Origin of the sequence: Microbacterium sp. 22303 (assembly GCF_052045265.1) — a bacterium.
GTDB lineage: Bacteria > Actinomycetota > Actinomycetes > Actinomycetales > Microbacteriaceae > Microbacterium.
This window is the reverse complement of record NZ_JBQEOQ010000001.1, coordinates 656,141-674,982: the sequence shown is the minus strand read 5'-3', so window position 1 is coordinate 674,982 and position 18,842 is coordinate 656,141. Positions and strand designations below refer to the sequence as shown.

General features: G+C 68.9%; 24 protein-coding genes, 2 tRNA genes and 1 pseudogene. 11 read left to right on the top strand and 16 right to left on the bottom strand.

Annotated elements, in window-relative coordinates:
* Positions 1 to 8: 8 nt before the first annotated feature.
* From ACTJI8_RS03305 to ACTJI8_RS03290, 4 genes are all read right to left on the bottom strand, one after another.
* Positions 9 to 809, bottom strand: coding sequence for an ABC transporter permease (locus ACTJI8_RS03305; RefSeq protein ID WP_440731971.1), 801 nt, complete (start codon positions 807 to 809; stop codon positions 9 to 11).
* Positions 810 to 817: 8 nt separating this feature from the next.
* The gene (locus ACTJI8_RS03300) at positions 818 to 1,744 is read right to left on the bottom strand and encodes an ABC transporter permease (RefSeq protein WP_440731970.1); all 927 of its coding nucleotides are present in this window, start codon (positions 1,742 to 1,744) and stop codon (positions 818 to 820) included.
* Positions 1,745 to 1,806: 62 nt separating this feature from the next.
* Complete coding sequence (locus ACTJI8_RS03295; protein ID WP_440731969.1) at positions 1,807 to 2,982, bottom strand: ABC transporter substrate-binding protein; 1,176 nt, start codon at positions 2,980 to 2,982, stop codon at positions 1,807 to 1,809.
* Positions 2,983 to 3,028: 46 nt separating this feature from the next.
* A complete protein-coding gene (locus ACTJI8_RS03290; RefSeq protein WP_440731968.1) occupies positions 3,029 to 4,111 on the bottom strand; it encodes an ABC transporter ATP-binding protein in 1,083 nt (360 codons plus the stop codon).
* 120 nt (positions 4,112 to 4,231) lie between these two features.
* Here ACTJI8_RS03290 and ACTJI8_RS03285 point away from each other — a divergent pair, with 120 nt between their 5' ends.
* From ACTJI8_RS03285 to gatB, 5 genes are all read left to right on the top strand, one after another.
* The gene (locus ACTJI8_RS03285) at positions 4,232 to 5,008 is read left to right on the top strand and encodes a FadR/GntR family transcriptional regulator (RefSeq protein WP_440731967.1); all 777 of its coding nucleotides are present in this window, start codon (positions 4,232 to 4,234) and stop codon (positions 5,006 to 5,008) included.
* Positions 5,009 to 5,037: 29 nt separating this feature from the next.
* Positions 5,038 to 5,826 (top strand): cache domain-containing protein, encoded by a 789-nt coding sequence (locus ACTJI8_RS03280; protein ID WP_440731966.1) that lies wholly within the window; start codon positions 5,038 to 5,040, stop codon positions 5,824 to 5,826.
* 66 nt (positions 5,827 to 5,892) lie between these two features.
* Positions 5,893 to 6,192 (top strand): Asp-tRNA(Asn)/Glu-tRNA(Gln) amidotransferase subunit GatC, encoded by a 300-nt coding sequence (gatC, locus tag ACTJI8_RS03275; protein WP_440731965.1) that lies wholly within the window; start codon positions 5,893 to 5,895, stop codon positions 6,190 to 6,192.
* The gene (gene gatA / locus ACTJI8_RS03270) at positions 6,189 to 7,724 is read left to right on the top strand and encodes an Asp-tRNA(Asn)/Glu-tRNA(Gln) amidotransferase subunit GatA (RefSeq protein WP_440731964.1); all 1,536 of its coding nucleotides are present in this window, start codon (positions 6,189 to 6,191) and stop codon (positions 7,722 to 7,724) included. The genes gatC and gatA overlap by 4 nt, the downstream gene beginning before the upstream one ends.
* Positions 7,724 to 9,238, top strand: coding sequence for an Asp-tRNA(Asn)/Glu-tRNA(Gln) amidotransferase subunit GatB (gene gatB / locus ACTJI8_RS03265; protein ID WP_440731963.1), 1,515 nt, complete (start codon positions 7,724 to 7,726; stop codon positions 9,236 to 9,238). The genes gatA and gatB overlap by 1 nt, the downstream gene beginning before the upstream one ends.
* Positions 9,239 to 9,274: 36 nt before the next feature.
* Here gatB and ACTJI8_RS03260 read toward each other — a convergent pair whose 3' ends face one another.
* Positions 9,275 to 9,895 (bottom strand): TetR/AcrR family transcriptional regulator, encoded by a 621-nt coding sequence (locus ACTJI8_RS03260; RefSeq protein ID WP_440731962.1) that lies wholly within the window; start codon positions 9,893 to 9,895, stop codon positions 9,275 to 9,277.
* Positions 9,896 to 9,962: 67 nt separating this feature from the next.
* Positions 9,963 to 10,337: an SPW repeat protein gene (locus ACTJI8_RS03255; RefSeq protein ID WP_440731961.1), complete on the bottom strand. Its 375-nt coding sequence runs from the start codon at positions 10,335 to 10,337 to the stop codon at positions 9,963 to 9,965.
* A 126-nt stretch (positions 10,338 to 10,463) separates the two neighbouring features.
* On the opposite strand from ACTJI8_RS03255, the gene dinB reads away from it, so the two are divergent.
* From dinB to ACTJI8_RS03240, 3 genes are all read left to right on the top strand, one after another.
* Entirely contained in the window at positions 10,464 to 11,717 is a 1,254-nt protein-coding gene (gene dinB / locus ACTJI8_RS03250; RefSeq protein ID WP_440731960.1) for a DNA polymerase IV, read from the top strand.
* A gap of 79 nt (positions 11,718 to 11,796) precedes the next feature.
* Positions 11,797 to 12,129, top strand: coding sequence for a hypothetical protein (locus ACTJI8_RS03245; RefSeq protein ID WP_440731959.1), 333 nt, complete (start codon positions 11,797 to 11,799; stop codon positions 12,127 to 12,129).
* Positions 12,113 to 12,694 (top strand): hypothetical protein, encoded by a 582-nt coding sequence (locus ACTJI8_RS03240; protein WP_440731958.1) that lies wholly within the window; start codon positions 12,113 to 12,115, stop codon positions 12,692 to 12,694. Before ACTJI8_RS03245 ends, ACTJI8_RS03240 begins: the two co-directional genes overlap by 17 nt.
* 4 nt (positions 12,695 to 12,698) lie before the next feature.
* Here ACTJI8_RS03240 and ACTJI8_RS03235 read toward each other — a convergent pair whose 3' ends face one another.
* The 10 genes and pseudogenes from ACTJI8_RS03235 to ACTJI8_RS03190 form a co-directional block, all read right to left on the bottom strand.
* Positions 12,699 to 13,175, bottom strand: coding sequence for a DUF2017 family protein (locus ACTJI8_RS03235; protein WP_440731957.1), 477 nt, complete (start codon positions 13,173 to 13,175; stop codon positions 12,699 to 12,701).
* Positions 13,176 to 13,180: 5 nt separating this feature from the next.
* On the bottom strand, positions 13,181 to 13,477 hold the full coding sequence (gene clpS, locus ACTJI8_RS03230; RefSeq protein ID WP_440731956.1) for an ATP-dependent Clp protease adapter ClpS: 297 nt from the start codon (positions 13,475 to 13,477) through the stop codon (positions 13,181 to 13,183).
* Entirely contained in the window at positions 13,474 to 13,821 is a 348-nt protein-coding gene (locus ACTJI8_RS03225) for a metallopeptidase family protein (protein WP_440732437.1), read from the bottom strand. Before ACTJI8_RS03225 ends, clpS begins: the two co-directional genes overlap by 4 nt.
* 111 nt (positions 13,822 to 13,932) lie before the next feature.
* Positions 13,933 to 14,334 (bottom strand): annotated as a pseudogene (locus ACTJI8_RS03220) (GNAT family N-acetyltransferase); the annotation flags it as partial.
* Between the two features lie 92 nt (positions 14,335 to 14,426).
* A tRNA-His gene (locus tag ACTJI8_RS03215) sits at positions 14,427 to 14,502 on the bottom strand.
* Positions 14,503 to 14,538: 36 nt separating this feature from the next.
* Complete coding sequence (orn, locus tag ACTJI8_RS03210) at positions 14,539 to 15,165, bottom strand: oligoribonuclease (protein ID WP_440731955.1); 627 nt, start codon at positions 15,163 to 15,165, stop codon at positions 14,539 to 14,541.
* A gap of 52 nt (positions 15,166 to 15,217) precedes the next feature.
* Positions 15,218 to 15,289: transfer RNA gene (locus tag ACTJI8_RS03205), tRNA-Arg, on the bottom strand.
* The gene (locus ACTJI8_RS03200; protein ID WP_440731954.1) at positions 15,280 to 15,645 is read right to left on the bottom strand and encodes a hypothetical protein; all 366 of its coding nucleotides are present in this window, start codon (positions 15,643 to 15,645) and stop codon (positions 15,280 to 15,282) included. The genes ACTJI8_RS03205 and ACTJI8_RS03200 overlap by 10 nt, the downstream gene beginning before the upstream one ends.
* A gap of 71 nt (positions 15,646 to 15,716) precedes the next feature.
* Entirely contained in the window at positions 15,717 to 16,412 is a 696-nt protein-coding gene (locus ACTJI8_RS03195) for a phosphatase PAP2 family protein (RefSeq protein WP_440731953.1), read from the bottom strand.
* Positions 16,413 to 16,557: 145 nt separating this feature from the next.
* Positions 16,558 to 16,821, bottom strand: a complete 264-nt coding sequence (locus tag ACTJI8_RS03190) for a hypothetical protein (protein ID WP_440731952.1) — start codon at positions 16,819 to 16,821, stop codon at positions 16,558 to 16,560.
* A gap of 94 nt (positions 16,822 to 16,915) precedes the next feature.
* On the opposite strand from ACTJI8_RS03190, the gene ACTJI8_RS03185 reads away from it, so the two are divergent.
* The 3 genes from ACTJI8_RS03185 (at position 16,916) to ACTJI8_RS03175 (ending at position 18,763) form a co-directional block, all read left to right on the top strand.
* The gene (locus tag ACTJI8_RS03185; protein WP_440731951.1) at positions 16,916 to 17,542 is read left to right on the top strand and encodes a LysE family translocator; all 627 of its coding nucleotides are present in this window, start codon (positions 16,916 to 16,918) and stop codon (positions 17,540 to 17,542) included.
* 152 nt (positions 17,543 to 17,694) lie between these two features.
* Entirely contained in the window at positions 17,695 to 18,183 is a 489-nt protein-coding gene (locus ACTJI8_RS03180) for a single-stranded DNA-binding protein (RefSeq protein ID WP_440731950.1), read from the top strand.
* Between the two features lie 100 nt (positions 18,184 to 18,283).
* On the top strand, positions 18,284 to 18,763 hold the full coding sequence (locus tag ACTJI8_RS03175) for a DUF6993 domain-containing protein (protein WP_440731949.1): 480 nt from the start codon (positions 18,284 to 18,286) through the stop codon (positions 18,761 to 18,763).
* The last annotated feature ends 79 nt before the right edge of the window (positions 18,764 to 18,842 follow it).

Below are 18,842 nucleotides of genomic sequence, written 5' to 3'. Positions count from 1 at the left end.
GGGACGTCTCACCGGCGTTGCTGCTCGCTGCCGGAGAGTTTCTGTGCCAGGGCGATCGGCACGATCGAGACGACGATCAGCACCACCGCGATCACGGACACGATCGGAGCCTGGTTGGGGCGGGCGACGTTGTCGATGATGAACATCGGCAGGGTGCGCACCCCGGATCCGGCGGTGAACGTGGTCACCACGATCTCGTCGAACGATAGCGCGAAGGCGAGCAGGCCGCCGGTGAGCAGGGCGGAGCGCAGCTGCGGGAAGGTGACCAGGCGGAACGTCGTCCAGATTCCGGCGCCGAGATCGGCCGAGGCCTCCTCGAACGAGGTGCCCATGCGCCGCAGTCTGGCCACGGCGTTGTTGAACACGGTGACGAGGCAGAACGTGGTGTGCGCGATGATCACGGTCCAGATCGACAGCGGCACCCCGAGGATCGTGCGGAACAGGTTGTTCAGCGCGATGCCGGTGATGATGCCCGGCAGTGCGATCGGCAGGATCACGAGGAGGTTCACCGTCGTGCGGCCGAAGAACGAGAACCGCTGCAGCGCGAACGACAGCATCGTACCGAGGACGAGCGCGAGGGCCGAGGAGATCAGCGCGACGAGCGCGCTGGTGCCGACGGCTTCGAGCGCGCCGTCGCTGCGGAACGCCCGGCCCCACCACTCCAGCGTGAGGCCGGGTGGCGGCCAGGTGAGCGAGGACGACGTGGAGAACGAGTTGATCAGCACGACCACCAGCGGCACGTACACGACCGCGAGGATCACGGCGGTGATGATGCCGAGGGTGACCCTGGTTCCGAGGGAGATGCGCACGGTGACTCCTACAGGTTGTCCAGGGCGCCGGTGCGGCGCACGAGGAACAGGTAGCCGAAGATGATGACGATCGGGATGAGTGCGATCGCGCTCGCGAGCGGCAGGTTGTTCGCCGCGCCGATGTCCTGGTAGACGAGCGTGCCGAGCATCTGGGCGCCCCCGCCGACGATGCCGATCGTGATGTAGTCGCCCAGCGACAGCGAGAAGCTGAAGATGGTGCCGGCGATGATCGCGGGCAGCGCCATCGGCCACACGACCAGACGCAGGGTCGCCCAGCTCCGTCCGCCCAGGTCGCCGGAGGCCTCGAGCAGAGAGCTCGGCACCCGCTCCAGTCCGGCGTAGATCGGGAGGATCACGTACGGCAACCACAGGTACGACAGCGTGATGATCGTCGCGGCGATGCCGTATCCGGGCGTATGCCCGCCGAGCGGTCGCAGCAGCCAGTCCAGGATGCCGTCGCTGGAGAGCACGGAGCGCCAGGCGAACGCCTTCACGAGATATGACGCCCACAGCGGGGTCAGCACCAGCACCACGAGGGTGCGCTGCAAGGCCGGGGAGGCGACCATCGCCATGAAGTAGGCGATCGGCAGCGCGAGGGCCACGTCGATCGCGGTGACGGCGAGGGCGATCCCCACTGTGCGCAGCGTGATGCCCTGGTAGAACGCGTCGGTGACGACCGTCACCACGTTGTCGAGGGTGAACTCGGTGCGGATCTGCCCCGTGTACGTGTCGGTGGTCCAGAACGCGGTGACCAGCAGCAGCGCCAATGCGACGACGTACACCGCTCCCAGCCAGAACAGCGGGGCGGACAGCAGGAGGGCGAGCCGAGCGCGCGGATGCGCGGAGAGGTAGACGGATCCGCGTCGCGCCGCAGTGCGGCGCGGGAACGGGATCGGTGTGCGCGGCGGTGTCTTCGCCGGTGCGATGGTGCTCATGACGGCCTTTCGAATCCCGGCCCGGTCGCCCGGAGCGCAATGCCCCGGGCGACCGGATCCGATCAGTTCCGGATCTGCTGCCAGGCTGTGGTCCAGCCGGCGTAGTCGATGCACTTCACGTCGGTGCGGCCGTCCAGGCACTTCGCGATGGGCGTGGTCCAGTACCAGATCTTCTTGGCGTAGTCCGCGTCGCCCGCGTGATACGACGCGCAGTCGTCGCGGAAGTCGCAGGCCTTGTCGCTCGAGGGGGCCTCGCCGAAGTAGGCGGTGGCCGCCGCGTTCGCCTTCGGGCTGGAGATGTAGTCCAGCCAGGCGTACGCGCAGTTCGGGTTCTTCGCCTTGGAGGAGATCATCCAGGTATCGCTCCAGCCGGTCGCGCCCTCCTCGGGCAGCACGACGGCGGTCTTGGCGTCCTCGCCCTCGAGCGTGTTCTGGATCACCTGCCAGGTGGTGCCGGCGACGCTGTCGCCGGACTGGAACGACTGGACCTCCTTGAGGTAGTCGCCCCAGTACTCGCTGATGTTCGGCCGCTGCTCCTTGAGCAGGGAGACCGCCGCATCGAACTGCTTCTGGTCCAGCGCGTAGGGGTTCGTGATCTTGAGCTCGGGCTTGTGCGCCATGAGGTAGACCGCGGCGTCGGCGATGTAGATCGGGGAGTCGTAGGCGGTGATCTTGCCCTTGTGCTCCGAGGCCTTGTCGAAGACGACATCCCAGGAGGTGGGTGCGGTCGGGAACGTGTCGGTGTTGTACAGCAGCAGGTTGGCGCCGTAGCCGTGCGGGACGCCGTAGTGCTTTCCGTCGACGGTGTTCCAGGCGCGATCCTTGAGGAACGGGAAGATGCCGTCGTAGTTCTTCAGCAGCTTCGTGTTGACCTCTGCCACGTCGCCCGAGGCGATGAGACGCAGCGAGGCATCACCGGATGCGGACACCACGTCGTAGTCGCCGGTCTTCATGAGGTTCAGCGCCTCGTCGGACGTACCGAAGGTCTTCGCCTCGACCTTGCAGCCGGTGGCCTTGGTGAAATCGGAGACCCAGTCGACGTTCGGATCGTTCGAGCCGTCCTCCACGTAGCCCGGCCACGCCAGGATCTTGACCGCGCCTTCGGCCTTGCCGAGCTTGTCGACCGGCCCCGCGGCGGCACCGCCACCGGACCCGGCCGTGCCGCAGCCGGACAGGGCGGCGATGACGGCCGTGGAGAGGCCGATGGCCACGAGGGCTTTGAGTGTGTTCTTTCGCATGGGATACTCCTTCGTTCTTCTGCGTGCGGGGTGCGAGAGATGCCGGTCAGCGGGCGCCGGCCGTGCGGATGGTGCGGGAGGGGGTCTCGTTCTGCTCCGCGGCCGGGGCGTTGTCGAGAGCGACGAGATCCACGTCGCGCCAGGAGACGAAGACCCGGTCGCCGTGGGCGCCGTGCGCGCGCCCGCCGACGTTCTGCTCCAGAACCGTGACCCGGGGGCCCTGATCGAGGTCGACCACGAGGCGCACGCCGGAGCCGAGATAGATGGCCTCCGCGAGGACGCCCGGAGCGGAGCGGTAGCCGGGCTCGACAGAAGGGGCAGGGGAGACCGCGAGCTTCTCGGGGCGCAGCGAATGGTGACCGGTGCGGCCGAGCACGAGCTCGCTCGTCACGTCGTCGAACAGATTCGAGGTGCCCACGAAGTCGGCGACGAATCGCGAGACGGGCTTCTCGTAGAGCTCGAACGGCGTGCCCAGCTGCTCGATCCGCCCTGCGCTGAAGACCGCGATGCGGTCCGACAGCGTCAGCGCCTCCTCCTGGTCATGGGTGACGAAGATGAACGTGATGCCGAGATCGCGCTGGATCTGCTTCAGCTCGACCTGCATCTGCTCGCGCAGCTTCAGATCCAGCGCGCCCAGCGGCTCGTCCAGCAGCAGCACCTTCGGCTCGACGACCGTGGCGCGGGCGAGCGCGACGCGCTGCCGTTGTCCGCCGGAGAGCTGGCTGGGCTTGCGATCCGCGACGTGCTCGAGGCGCACGCTGGCGAGCGCTTTTCGCGCGCGCTCGCGACGTTCCTTGGTGCGCATGCCGCGCACCCGCAGGCCATAGGCGACGTTGTCGAGCACGGTCATGTGCGGGAACAGCGCGTAGTCCTGGAACACCGTGTTCACGTCCCGGTCGAACGGCGCCTTGGCCGTCACGTCCTCCCCGAACAACTCCACGGTTCCCTCCGTGGGCTGCTCGAAACCGGCGATGAGGCGCAGCACGGTGGTCTTGCCGGATCCGGACGGTCCGAGCATGGAGAAGAACTCTCCTTCGGCGATCTCCAGATCCACGCCGTCGACGGCGGTGACGGATCCGAATGAACGGGTGAGTCCGGTGAGTCTGATCGCGACGGGCTTGTCCGCCATCACATCTCCTTCGATGCGAGGACTAATCCTCTGTTAGTAGATGAATGGAATCATATGGGAACAGAGGATTTTGTCAACACCCGTGTTACCGTCGTGTCAGGAGCCTGGAAGGAGAGCGGCGTGGCACAGGTGTCGGCAGGTGTGGACCCCGCGCGGTCGGCCGTGTTCGCGCCGCTGTCGGACATCGGTCGGGCCGAGATCGTGGAGCGCCGCCTGCAGGACGCGATCACGTCGGGCGTGCTGCACGACGGAGAGCGGCTGCCGAGCGAGTCGCAGTTGGGGCGCCGGCTCGGCGTCGCCGTCGTCACGGCCCGTGAGGCACTGGAAGCGCTGCGCGATGCCGGCTTGATCGAGACCAGGCGCGGTCGCGACGGCGGGAGCTTCGTCACCTTCGACCCGGACACCGCGCGTCGCTTCACCGATGAGCGCATCAGGGCGATCAGTCGAGTCGAGCTGCGGGACGCGTCCACGCACTATGCCGCGATCGCGGGCATGGCCGCGGAACTCGCCGCCGACCGCGCCGGTGACGACGACGTGCAGGGACTGCGCGAGCTCGAGGAGCACGAGGACCTCTCCACGATGGGCGCCGCGCGCCGCGCCGTCGCCCGGTTCCAGCTCGAGGTCGCGGCCCTCAGTCAATCGCCGAGACTCGTGCGTGAAGAGCTCCGTCTGCAGGCCGAGATCGGTTCGCTGATCTGGTTGGGCCTGCGCGAGGAGGACAATCGGATCCGCAGCCGCGCCGCCCGACGTGCTGAACTCGATGCCATCGGCGCCGCCGACACCGAGGGGGCCAGGGCGATCGCCGTGCGTCGCATCGCCAGTGGCGTCGAATGGCTGCTGGACGAGAAGTCTCGGCTGGAAGCCGCGGCAGAGACCACCACGCCCGCGCGGGCGTGACACCGGAACACACGAAGAAGGAGCGCGAGATGACCGGCACTGTCGCCGAGCATGACGCACGCATCGCCCAGCGCATCGAAGGCACGTTCGCGCCCCTGTTCGCGCTCGTGGAAGGATGGCGCACCGCCGTTCAGGACGAGTTCCACGGTTTCGCGGTGCAGGGCACTGCCCCCGCCGCCGCGGCGCTGGATCCCTTCATGGATGCCTTGGCACGACCGGCTCTGGAGGCGCCGGGAGGACTCGTCACCGGGGCCGGTTTCGTCGCGACCCCAGGGCTCCTCGCCGATGCGCCCTGGCATCTGGCATGGTGGCTGCGCGAGATCCACGGCCTCGATCGCGGCGATCGCGGCGGCGTGCGACGTCTGGAAGCGGTGAACGACCCGGAGTCGGATCAGTTCCGCGACTACCGCCAGCTGGAGTGGTGGCGGGTGCCGGAGCGCACCGGCGAGCGCCACGTCACCGGCCCCTACGTCGACTACCTGTGCACCGACGACTACACGGTCACGGTGACGACCCCCGTCATGCACGACGGGCGGATGGTCGGTGTGGTCGGCATCGACGTGCACGTGTCGCGGCTGGAGCGCGTGATCCTGCCGATCCTGCGGGAGGCGGCCGGCACCGGCACGGTCGTGAACGGATCGGGCCGGGTGGTCGCCTCGAGCGACTCGCACCGTGTGACCGGGACCCTGCTGCGGGGGCAGGACGTGCAAAGTGCGCTCACCGCCCTGCGCGAGGGCGCTCTGTCGGCGGGTGGCGGCGAGGGAACGCGGGTCGTGCGGTGCGGGGACACCGCACTCTTCCTCGTGCTGCAGGACTGAGGCCGGGTGCGTCAGGGGCCCGCCGCCGCGGCGGGGCGGGCGACGCCCGCTGGCTAGACTGTCCTGGTGTCTGAAATCACCCCTGATCTCGTACGCCATCTCGGCGTGCTCGCGCGCATCCAGCTCTCCGACGACGAGGTGACGCAGCTGACCGGTCAGCTGGACGCCATCGTCGACAACATCGCGAAGGTGTCGGAGGTGGCGACGCCCGACGTCGAGCCCACGAGCCACCCGATCGCGATGCACAACGTCTTCCGCGAGGACGTCGTGGGCCAGACCCTCACCACCGCGCAGGCGCTGCAGAATGCGCCCGACGCCGACGGGGACCGCTTCCGGGTCACCGCGATCCTGGGGGAGGAGCAGTGAGCGAGATCATCCGCTGGACCGCCGCCGAGCTCGGTGCCAAGCTCGCCGCCGGAGAGGTGTCGAGCGTCGAGGCGACGCAGGCCCACCTCGACCGCATCGCTGCCGTCGACGGCGATGTGCACGCCTTCCTGCACGTCAACGAGCACGCGCTGGACGCGGCGGCCGACGTCGACGGCCGCCGCGCCGCGGGGGAGGACCTGGGCGAACTCGCCGGAGTGCCGCTCGCCATCAAGGACGTGCTCGTCACGACCGACCAGCCGTCCACGAGCGGATCCCGGATCCTCGAGGGATACCGGTCGCCGTTCGATGCGACGGTCGTCGCCCGTGCGCGGGCGGCCGGGCTCATCGGCATCGGGAAGACCAACATGGACGAGTTCGCGATGGGCTCCTCCACGGAGTTCTCCGCCTACGGGGCCACGCACAACCCGTGGGACCTCGACCGGATCCCGGGCGGCTCGGGTGGTGGCTCGGCTGCCGCCGTGGCCGCGTTCGAGGCGCCGATCGCGCTCGGGTCCGACACCGGGGGCTCGATCCGCCAGCCCGCGCACGTCACCGGAACGGTCGGCATCAAGCCGACCTACGGCGGCGTCAGCCGTTACGGCGCGATCGCCCTCGCCTCGAGCCTGGACCAGGTCGGTCCCGTGGCTCGAACCGTTCTCGATGCGGGCCTGCTGCATGACGTGATCGGCGGTCACGACCCGAAGGACTCCACGTCGCTCCCCGACGCCTGGCCGTCGTTCGCCGCGGCCGCGCGCGAGGGCGCGACCGGACAGGTGCTCAAGGGCTTGAAGGTCGGCGTCGTGAAGGAGCTGCCCGACTCCGGCTTCCAGTCCGGCGTCGCGGGATCCTTCCACGCCGCGCTGAAGCTGATGGAGGCCCAGGGCGCGGAGATCGTGGAGATCTCCGCCCCGCACTTCGAGTACGGCGTCGCCGCGTACTACCTGATTCTCCCCGCTGAGGCCTCGAGCAACCTGGCCAAGTTCGACTCGGTCCGCTTCGGCCTGCGTGTCACGCCCGAGGGCGGCGGCACGGTCGAGGACGTCATGTCGCTCACTCGCGAGGTCGGCTTCGGCCCGGAGGTCAAGCGTCGCATCATCCTCGGCACCTATGCGCTGTCGGCCGGGTACTACGACGCGTACTACGGCAGCGCGCAGAAGGTGCGCACCCTCATCCAGCAGGATTTCGACGCGGCGTTCGCGCAGGTCGACATCATCGCCACGCCCTCCGCGCCCACCACGGCGTTCAAGCTCGGCGAGAAGATCGGCGATCCGCTGCAGATGTACCTCAACGACCTCACCACGATCCCGGCGAACCTTGCCGGCGTCCCGGGCATCTCGATCCCGTCGGGCCTGGCCGAGGAGGACGGACTGCCCGTCGGCATCCAGTTCCTCGCCCCCGCCCGCGAGGACGCACGCCTGTACCGGGTCGGCGCCGCGCTGGAGTCGCTGCTCGTCGACGCGTGGGGCGGGCCGCTGCTCGACCGCGCACCGACCCTTCGACAAGCTCAGGGACCGCAGGGAGGAACCCGCTGATGGCCGCCGTGAAGCTCATGGACTTCGACAAGGCGCTCGAACTGTTCGAGCCGGTGCTCGGCTTCGAGGTGCACGTCGAGCTCAACACCGAGACCAAGATGTTCTCCGACGCGCCCAACCCGGCGAACGAGCGCAACCACGACGCCGGGCCGAATACGCTCATCGCACCGGTGGATCTGGGCCTCCCGGGATCGCTCCCGGTCGTGAACGAGACGGCTGTGCGCTCCTCGATCAGTCTGGGCCTCGCGCTCGGCTGCTCGATCGCCGAGTCCTGCCGGTTCGCGCGCAAGAACTACTTCTACCCGGACCTCGGCAAGAACTACCAGATCTCGCAGTACGACGAGCCGATCGCGTTCGAGGGATCGGTCGAGGTCGAGCTCGAAGACGGGACGCTCGTGACGATCCCGATCGAGCGCGCGCACATGGAGGAGGACGCCGGCAAGCTCACCCACATGGGCGGCGCGACCGGTCGCATCCAGGGTGCGGAGTACTCCCTCGTGGATTACAACCGCGCCGGCGTTCCGCTCGTCGAGATCGTCACCAAGCCGATCTTCGGCGCCGAGCACCGCGCTCCCGAGATCGCCAAGGCGTACGTGGCCACGATCCGCGACATCGTGCGCGGCCTGGGCATCTCCGAGGCGCGCCTCGAGCGCGGCAACCTGCGCTGCGATGCGAACGTCTCCCTGCGCCCCCGTGGCCAGGAGAAGCTCGGCACCCGCACCGAGACGAAGAACGTCAACTCGATGCGTTCCGTGGAGCGCGCCGTGCGCTACGAGATCCAGCGTCAGGCCGCGATCCTCGCGGACGGCGGAACGATCACGCAGGAGACCCGGCACTGGCACGAGGACACCGGCACGACATCGCCCGGTCGTCCGAAGTCGGATGCCGACGACTACCGGTACTTCCCGGAGCCCGATCTGCTGCCCGTCCGGCCGGCTCGCGATCTGGTCGAGGAGCTGCGCGCGGCGCTGCCCGAACAGCCCGTCACCCGTCGTCGCCGGCTCAAGGCGGACTGGGGCTTCGGCGACATCGAGTTCCAGGGCGTCGTGAACGCCGGGCTGCTCGACGAGGTCGAGGCGACCATCGCCGCCGGCACGACCGCCGACACCGCGCGCAAGTGGTGGACCGGTGAGATCAGCCGCATCGCCAACGAGCGCGAGGTGGACGCCGCAACGCTGATCGACCCGGCGTCGGTCGCCGCCCTGCAGCAGCTCGTCGACGCGGGCACGCTGACCGACAAGCTGGCCCGGCAGGTGCTCGAGGGTGTCATCGCCGGCGAAGGCACCCCGCAGCAGGTCGTCGATGCGCGCGGGCTCGCCGTGGTCTCGGATGACGGCGCACTCATCGCCGCGATCGATGAGGCCCTCGCCGCGCAGCCTGACGTGATGGCGAAGATCAAGGACGGCAAGGTCCAGGCCGCCGGTGCCGTCATCGGCGCCGTCATGAAGGCAATGAAGGGTCAGGCCGACGCCGCACGCGTCCGCGAGCTCATCCTGGAGCGCGCCGCGCAATAGCGACGACCGCTCAGTACAGGCTCAAGGGCGCCGCACTCAGAGTGCGGCGCCCTTGAGCGTCGCCGCCTGAAGACCGGCGCCGAGGATGCGGGCGATCGCCCGCAGGCTGGCCGGTTCGTGCAGCCTGCGGCGCTGCTCCTCGGGGCTCTCCTCGGCACCGGCCTCGAGGGGCCGGGCTGTGATCGTCGCCGACCAGGCGTCGGCGGCGGCCCGTACCGCGCCGTGATCCGTACCGGCGGGGAGGCAGGCGGCCAGCGCGCGCTCGACCGTATCGTGCAGCGCTCGGCGGTAGCGGGAGAGTGCGGTGGCGACCTCGGGGCGCACGTGGGACTCGTGCCAGAGGATCTCGCGCAGCACATCCGACGCCTCCCGGTCGCGCAGAACGCGCTCGCCCACGTTCATGAGCGTCTGCACGGGGTCGCCCCGCACCGCGAGCGGCGCCGCATCGAGGGCGGTGGTGCGCAGTCGCTCATCGATGAGCACCGCGAGGATGTCGGGCTTGGTCGGGAAATAGTAGAAGAGCAGGCCCTTGGGCACCGCGGCGGCGTGCGCGATCCGGGCGGTGGATGTGCCGTCGAAGCCGTGGCGCGCGAAAAGCGTCTCGGCGGCGTCGAGGATCCTGGTGCGCGCGTCGCCGGCATCGGGACTCTCGGTCATGATGCTTCCTCAGAACGGTGCGGGACGGGGGCCTCCCAGCGTCCCGCACCCTGTGCGGCCGCGCAGGTCACGCGTGAGCCGCCGTGGGGCCGCCGTGCGAAGCACGGTGCGCCTTCTCGGCGGGCACGAGCGCCCAGAGCCCCGCGACCGCGCAGACGGCTCCGCAGATCCACGAGGTCCAGGCGGGACCTGTATCTCCGGCGTAGGAGCCGATCCATGGGGAGATGAAGAGCAGCGCTCCGATCGCGGCGAGGATCCACTCCATCGACACGAGACCGGGCGCTGCGAGGCTCCATACCCCGGCAGCGATCATCAACGCACCCAGAACGAGCATCATGGTCATCGACATGCCCATGGCGGGTGTCATCCAGATGCCCGCGACAGCGGCGACCAGACCGGCGGCGACCGCCACCCAGTCCTGCCAGCGTGTCCACTTCTTCATCGAACTCATCCTCCTTGCAGTCAGATGGCTCCCGAAAAGGGGGTCGCTCACGATTCTACCGCGTTGATCGACCGCCCGGTCAAAGAGGGCGGATCCGATGTCGGCGGTCTCCGCGAGAATGGATCCATGGGACGAGGTGACGGATCGGGGCGCATCGTCTCCGCGCCCGACGCCGACGACACCGGCACCGGGATCCTGCATGTCGACATGGACGCGTTCTACGCGGCGGTCGAGGTGCTGCACGACCCCACCCTGCGCGGGCTGCCGCTGATCATCGGATCCCCGGACGGGCGCTCCGTGGTGTCCAGCGCGTCCTACGAGGCGCGCCGCTACGGCGTGCGCTCGGCGATGCCGGTCTCGCAGGCGATCCGGCTCTGCCCCGCTGCGCGGATCGTGCCGCCGGACTTCACCAGGTACCGTGACGCGTCGAAGCAGGTCATGACGATCTTCGAGCAGGTCACGCCGCTCGTGGAACCGCTCTCGATCGACGAGGCCTTCCTCGACGTGCGCGGTGTGCGGCGCCTCTGGGGGAGCCCGGGGCGGATCGGCGCGATGATCCGCGAGCGTGTGCAGGACGAAGTCGGCATCAGCTGCAGCGTGGGGGTCGCCGCCACCAAGCACGTCGCCAAGATGGCTTCGACCATGGCCAAGCCCGACGGTCTGCTCGTCGTCGCCGCCGCCGACACCCTCGACTTCCTCGCCACCAAACCGGTGCGCGCGATGTGGGGCGTCGGACCGAAGACGGCGGAATCACTGGAGTCGCGCGGCATCCGACTCATTCGCGACATCCGCGCCACTCCGGCGTCGGCGCTCGAACGGGTGGTCGGCCCCGCACTCGCGCAGCGCCTGCGCGAACTGGCCGAGGGTCGGGACCCGCGGAGCATCGAGACGAACCGCGTGGAGAAGAGCGTCGGGCATGAGGAGACGTTCGACATCGACGTCTCCGATCGCGAGGCGCTGCGCTCCGAGCTGCTGCGGCTGGCAGACCGGGTCGCCGCGAGGCTGCGCCGAGCCGGCTGGGAGGCCGGCACGGTGGCGATCAAGATCCGCTTCTCCGACTTCACCACGGTGAGCCGCTCCCAGACTCTTCCCGAGCCGACGTCCGTGGGTCAGCGCATCGGCGAGGTCGCGCGCACGCTGTTCGAGGCGATCGACAGGCGCGATCCGGTGCGACTGGTCGGCGTGCGAGCGGAGCGCCTCACGGACGCCGGCGGTGCACTCGGACTGTGGGACGACGACGCCGAGTGGCGGCGTATCGAGGACGCGCTGGACAGCGCGCAAGCGAAGTTCGGATCCGGCATGGTCACCCGCGCGCGGCACCTGGGTGCGCGTGCGGGACGGGGGTCTGCGCCGCATCCGCGCGCGCACGGTCTGGACTGATCCGGTGAGGCGCCGGTGCGCAAGCGCGACGCGGACGCGGCCGGTGGTCGAGGCTGCCGGCGTGGGCTAGCGTGGACGCATGCCGCACATCGCACTCGAGCTTGGCAAGAACTCCGCGTCCTTCGGCGTCAAGAGCGCCTACGGCGAGCCCCAGGAGGTGGACGGCGCCCAGTTCACCCCGGTCGCGCTCACCTTCTCCGGCTTCGGCGGAGGCTCCGGCGGCGCTGAAGGCAGCGCCGAGGGCGAGGGCGGCGGTGGTGGCGGGATCGCGATCCCGCTCGGCGTGTACGTGCGCCGCGAGGAGGGGCTGCGATTCGAGCCGAACCTGGTCTCGCTACTGGCCGTCGCCGTGCCCTTCGTCTGGGTTGCGGGACGCGCGATCTCCCGCATCGTCCGTGCCCTCAAGAAGTGACGATCCGGTCGCACGCGCGCTGAGCGTCGCGGTCGCCCGCATCGCCGACGCCGTCCGTGCCGTGCAGGCCTCCAACCCAGTGGTGCTCGTGGATGGGCGCAGCGGAGCAGGCAAGTCCACTCTCGCGCGCCTCCTGGCCGAGCACTGGCCGCTGCGCACCGCTCCGCAGCTGATCGCCCTGGACTCGATCTATCCCGGCTGGGACGGAATGGACGCCGGCGCCGAGCGGGCTTACGAGCAGATCCTGCGTCCGCACGGACGTGATCTCGTCGGCACGTGGCAGCGCTACGACTGGGAGGCCGGAGAGTATGCGGAGAGTTATGCGGTCGACCCCTCGCGCGGAGTGATCCTGGAGGGCTGCGGATCCCTCACTCCGCGAGCCGCGCGGATCGCTGACGTACGGGTGTGGGTCGAATCTCCCGAGGCGAGCCGCAAGCGCCGGGCATTGGATCGGGATGGCGAGCTGTTCCGCCCGCACTGGGAACGCTGGGCGAAGCAGGAGGTCGCGCACATCCGCCGAGACGACCCGATCGGGTACGCCACGCTGGTGGTCTCGATTCCGTAGCCGGTCAGACGCCGTCGAGCTCGTCCGCGGCGTCCACCAGCAGGTCGAGCCGGTAGCCCAGCCATTCGTACACCCCGAGCCGCGGATCGTCCGGGTCGGGGGCGGGGTCGTCCTCGATGCCGAGCCGCGAGGCGATGACGAGACGCAGGGACGCGAGCGTGCGCAGCCAGGGGTCGACTTCGGAACCGGCCAGCGACAGCTCTTGCTGCGGCGCGTCGGGTCCTTCGCCGAGTGCGACCAGCCCTGCCTGCACCACGCGTGCGTCGGCGGCGCGGCGGTCCAGCAGATCAGCACTGGTCGCATCGGCGAACTCGGCCGACGCGTCCGCGTCTTCCGGGTACACGACAGGTGTCAGTCGGTTCAAGGCCGCGTCCTCGCCGATCTCGGTGTCGCGAAGCAGCTCGAGGAACTGCTCGACGAGTTCAGCGAGATGCTGCGCCTCGATCGACTGCATCGGCAGGTGGATCCCGGATCCGGTCATCCCGCTCACTCTCCCGACCGGCGCACGGTCGCCCACAGCCCGTAGTCGTGCATGGCCTGCGCGTGCACCTCCATGGTCTCGCGCGGACCGACGGCGACCACGGCGTGTCCCTCGTTGTGCACCGCGAGCATGAGGCGGGTCGCGTGGTCCTTCGGATATCCGAAGTAGGTGCGGAACACCCGCACCACGTAGCTCATGAGATTGACCGGATCGTCCCAGACGACGAGCTCCCACGGCACGGCAGGTGCAGCCTGCAGGTCGAGTTGCTCATCGACGGCGGGAGTGAGGAGAGGCGCGCTCATGCCCACCCCATCTCGTGCAGCTGAGCATCGTCGATCCCGTAATAGTGCGCGATCTCGTGCACCAGCGTCGTGTGCACCTCGTGGCGCAGCTCCTGCTCGTCGCGGCACTGGGCCAGATGGGGTTCGCGGTACACGACGATGCGGTCGGGGAGCTCGCCCATGCCGTAGTTCCCACGCTCGGTGACAGCCAGGCCGTCGTATATTCCGAGCAGGTCGAGCGAGCCGTCCTCCGGACGATCCTCGACGACGAAGACCAGGTTCTCCAGGCCCTCGACCATCTCGTCGGGCAGGCGGTCGAGCTCATCCGCGACGAGCTCCTCGAACGCCTCCGGATCCATCTCCATGCCACCGGCGAGGTCGATCGTCATGTGCACACGGCGTCCGAGGTCGTTCAGGCCGATCCGCTGTTCCGTGTCGAGCAGAGCGCGGTAGAACGGCTGGTCAGGAGAGACGGTCTCCGTGAAGCCGAGCGACGCGTAGAACGGCGCGTTCCACGGCACGTCGGCGAAGGTGCGCAGCGTGACGGTGCGGTAGCCGCGGTCGGCGGCCTCGTCGAGAGCAGCCTCGACCAGTTCGCGTCCGTGGCCGCGGCGCGCGTGCGCCGGAAGCACGGAGAGCTGCTCGAGGTGCGCGTGGTCGTCTTCCGTGAGCACGTGCACGAAGCCCACGGGCGCGCCGCCCTCCTGTTCCGCGACGACGAGGACGAAACCCGGCTCGGACGCGCGGGCTGCACCAGAAGGTGCGACGCCGCCCAGCGCGGCGCCGAACAGGGCGGTGAACACGGTGTCGGCCTCGTCCTCGATCCGGGCGAGTTCTGCGAGGTCCGCATCTGTCGCGGTGCGCACGAAGGAGGCCATGGTTCGATGCTAGCCGTGACGCAGCTGCCGAAGACGCGGGGGTCCATGGAAACGGAAGAGGCCCGGATCCATAAGGATCCAGGCCTCTTCGATGGGGTGAGTAACGGGACTCGAACCCGCGACATCCGGCACCACAAGCCAGCGCTCTACCAGCTGAGCTATACCCACCATGTGCCTGCCTGAGCGGGCAACCTGACCAGTGTATTACAGGTTTGAGGCAAACTCTGACACGACGGCATCGGATGTCGCCTGCACCTCTTCGGTGGTCGGTCCGGGCTGGTCGATGAACACCGCTCGGCGGTAGTACTCCAGCTCCCGGATGGACTCCAGGATGTCGGCGAGGGCGCGGTGCCCGCCGTCCTTCGCCGGGGCGTGGAAGAAGACCCGCGGGTACCAGCGGCGCGACAGTTCCTTGATGCTCGACACGTCGACGTTGCGGTAATGCAGGTACTGGTCGACGTCGGGCATGTACTTCGCGAGGAACATGCGATCGGTGCCGATCGTGTTCCCGGCCAGGGGAGCCTTGCGCTCCTGCGGCACGAACCGCCGGATGTAGGCGAGCGTCTGTGCCTGCGCCTCGGCGAGGGACACGCCGCCGGGGATCTCCTCGTACAGGCCGGAGGTGCGATGCATGTTCGTCACGAAGTCGTTCATCTGCGCCAGGGCGGCGTCGCTCGCGCGGATGACCACCTGGAACCCCGGATCCACCAGGCGCAGCTCGAAGTCGGTGATCACGACCGCGATCTCCACGAGTTCATCGATGGCGAGATCGAGCCCCGTCATCTCGCAGTCGATCCAGACCAGACGATCGTTCTCGGACGAAGAAACCATGCGGCCATCCTACTGAGCGCCGCCGACGCGCTAGCTTGACGCCTGCAAGACGTCCCCCAGGCACGATTCGAACGTGCGACCGGCGACTTAGAAGGTCGATGCTCTTCCGCTGAGCTACTGGGGGTCGCTGTTCAGCATATCCGGGCCGCCCCGTTCAGATCTGATCAGTGCCAGGGATATCAGATGCTTGCGTGTGCCAGCGCGTCTCGCCGTACGACGGCGATGACAGTTCGCGCAGACGACCTCGCACTTCGAAATCTCCTCAGCGATGGCCGCCCATGAGCGTGTGGAAGCCGTGATCGCCCTTGCGATCTCGAATCGCTTGGTGAACTCAGGGAGATGATCGAACTCCAGCACGACAGGGTCGGCGATACCGCAATCGACGCACGGATGTACGAGTAAGTACTCGATCATGCGCTCGAAGTTTCGAGCCCGATGCTGCGCCTGCATCTCGTAGAGCTTTGCGCCCTTGCTGGGCATGTCGGCCCTCCTCGCCCCGTGTCCTCACCGTACCGAGGGCTGCTGACATCAGTTCGGCGGGAAGGAGCCGATCAGCGCGTTGCGCGGCGGTGCACTCTTGACGCGATCACGTCGACGATGAGCCAACGGACCGCAGCGGCCGTGGTCAGCGCCCACGCGATCGAGCCGAGCACGTCGGTGGGAAAGTGCAGGCCGTCGCTGACCACGGCGAGGCCGATCACGACCGTCGCGATGATGCCCAGGACGATCGGCAGCCACGCGTACCGGGTGTCACGGAGCAGGAACCAGAAGGCGATCGCCAGGGCGACGATGTAGGCGGTGTGGCCGCTCGGGAACGATCCGTCGGTCTGCAGAGGCGAGAACGGGTGAGCCAGGAGCGACGCATCCGGCCGCGGGCGATCGACGAGGATCTTGACGGCCGCGACGGGCAGCCAGGTGAACGCGACGGTGAGACCGAACAGGATCGCGATGCGCAGCGAGCGCGACACCGCCCAGACGATTCCGGCGATCACCAGCGTGATCGCCACGGCGGGCAGTGGTTCGATCGCCTTGTACACGAAGCTGGAGAAAGCGCCCCACGCACCGGTGTGCGTCGTGTTCAAGGCCGCGACCAGACCCTGATCCGCCTGAGTGGCCTTCATGGCGAAGCCGAGTGCCACGACCGCCACCGCGCCTACGACGGCGACGATCACCGAGACCAGGGGGCGCTGCGCTGCGCGCTCGATACCGGTGAGCGGGCGGGTACGGGAGCGTCGAAGCTCGGTCATGGTGGGATCTCTCTCGTCGCGTCCCTCGCGATGACGACACCGGAGGCGGCATCCGCGTTCGCGTGCGCCGGATCCATGTTCCGATGCCTGGCCTAAGGATTGGCCAAGAAACGAGCGAGGCGCCGGTCCCACCAGGTGGCGGAGGTCAGAAGCGCAATGCGGCGACGGCGTCGTCGGCGCTCCAGAAGTCTCCGACGACGCGGAACGTGCCCGACGGGAGGTGCAGACGCTCGGCGCGGTAACGCAGGCCGAGGTCGTGCGGCATGATCCGCAGGTGTCCGCGGATCGCCCCGCGGCCGTCGAGTACGCGCCAGAGACGCTCTCCGGCGGGCTGCAGCGTCTCCACGGAGCGGGTGAGAACAGGAGTCGCCCAGCGGATGGTCGGTGCCGGCGTGATGTTCGTGGTCATGGTTCCTCCTTCTGTTTCGAACATAAGGACGGCCTCCGACATTCGCGCAAAGAGCCGGGATCCGGGTCGCGCGCACAGTCCCTACACTGTGCTGGTGACCGTGACTGTGTGGCTCTCGCTGGTGGTGGCGTGCGTGGTGATCAGCCTCACGCCGGGCGCGGGCGCGATCAACACCATGACCAACTCGCTCAACGAGGGATGGCGGCGCTCGATCTGGGGGATCATCGGGCAGCAGCTCGCGCTGGTGGTGCACGTGGCGATCGTCGCCGCGGGCGTGGGCCTTCTGGTCGCGCGCGTGCCGTGGCTGTTCGAGACGATCCGCTACCTCGGCGCGGCGTACCTCGTGTACCTGGGCATCCGGCTCATCCTCGCCCGCGTTCCCGAGGCTGCCGCGGATCCCGAGCAACTGCGACCGCCCGAGGGGCGGTGGCCCATGCTCCGCCGTGGGTTCTGGGTGAACCTGCTCAACCCCAAGGCCATCGTGTTCTTCCTCGCGTTCGTGCCGCAGTTCATCCGGCTCGACCGCGATCCGTGGCCGCAGTATCTGATCCTCATCGGGACGACCGTGGTGATCGACGTGGTCGTGATGTGGTTCGTCTTCGCCGCGACGGCGCAGAGCTTCCGCCGGCTCACCTCCAGTGCGCGGGGCCAGCGCACGCTCAACATCGTCTTCGGAGCGTTGTTCATCGCGGTGGCGACGCTGCTCCTGTTCGTGCACTGACCCGAACCGCGCTCGATCCTCCTCCACAGGACGCCACGTCGACCAGTTGCTCACCGGATGCGCGAAGCCCCCTCCACAGGGACGATCGGCGCGCCACGCTTTCCTGCAGGATCGGGGCCCGAACGGGTTCCGCGAGAGCAGAGGAGATCATCATGGCCGACACCATCACGGTGCTGGGAAACGTCGCGACGGACCCGGAACGAGGGGCCACCGCGACCGGCATCCCCACCCTGACCTTCCGGATGGCCACCAACCACCGCCGCCCGGACGGCGCCGGCGGTTGGATCGACGCCGGGACGAACTGGTTCGAGGTCAGGGCGTACCGAGCCCTGGCGGAGAACGCGGAGGCCTCGCTCACCAAGGGTGACGCGGTCGTGGTCGTCGGGCGCCTGAAGCTGCGTGAGTGGGAGGGCAAGGACGGCAAGCGGATCAGCGTGGAGATCGAGGCCGATTGCATCGGACCGGATCTGCGACGCGGCCGCAGCGTCTATCACCGGATGTCGCATCAGACGACGCCCGCCAGCGAGGACGGTGCGGCTGATCGCGACGGATCGGCGTTGGCGGTCGTCGGTGCCGGCGCGCAGGAGTCGACGGCGTCCGACGCGTGGGGGAGTGCAGGAAGCCAGGAGTCGCCGTACTGATCGGACCGAGCGGGGGGTCGGGTCGGCAGGATCGTCCACGACGCGTGCCGCATAGACTCTGAGCGTGCGTGGATCCCGGGCTGTGGTCGTTCGAACTCCCGTGACCCGCCCCCTCGCGCTCTTGGCCATGGCCGCGACGCTCATCCTGAGCGGCTGCTCGGACGGTTCCCCCGTCCCGTCCTCATCGCCTGTCTCGACGCCGACCGCGACCCCGAGCGGCACGACCGCGTCGCCCTCCACCCCGCCTGCGCTGCACCCGGACGGTTCCGCCGAGGACAACCTTCCGGTGTTCGCCGCCATCGTCGCGCAGGTCTGGGCCGGGGAGCGCCGCGCCTCGGGCTCGGCGTACATCGACGCGCTCGCCGCCGCGGGGTTCGCCCGAGCCGACATGGAGGTCACAGCGGACGAGTCGACCGTGGGCAACCCGGCGGAGAGCATCCAGTTCTCGGTGCGGTGGGGGAAGGATCGGTGCCTGGTCGGACAGGTCGGGCCGTCCACGGGGGATCCGGTCACTGCGGTGCTGCCGCAGGTGGACGGCGGTCGCTGCCTGATCGGCAGGACCGTGCCCGTCGCACCGTAGATCTCCTCGGGGAGGAAGGGCACCCGCCCCGGGTAGGCTGGAGTGTCGATCCCGCGGTGCACGGCCCGGGGAGCGACCC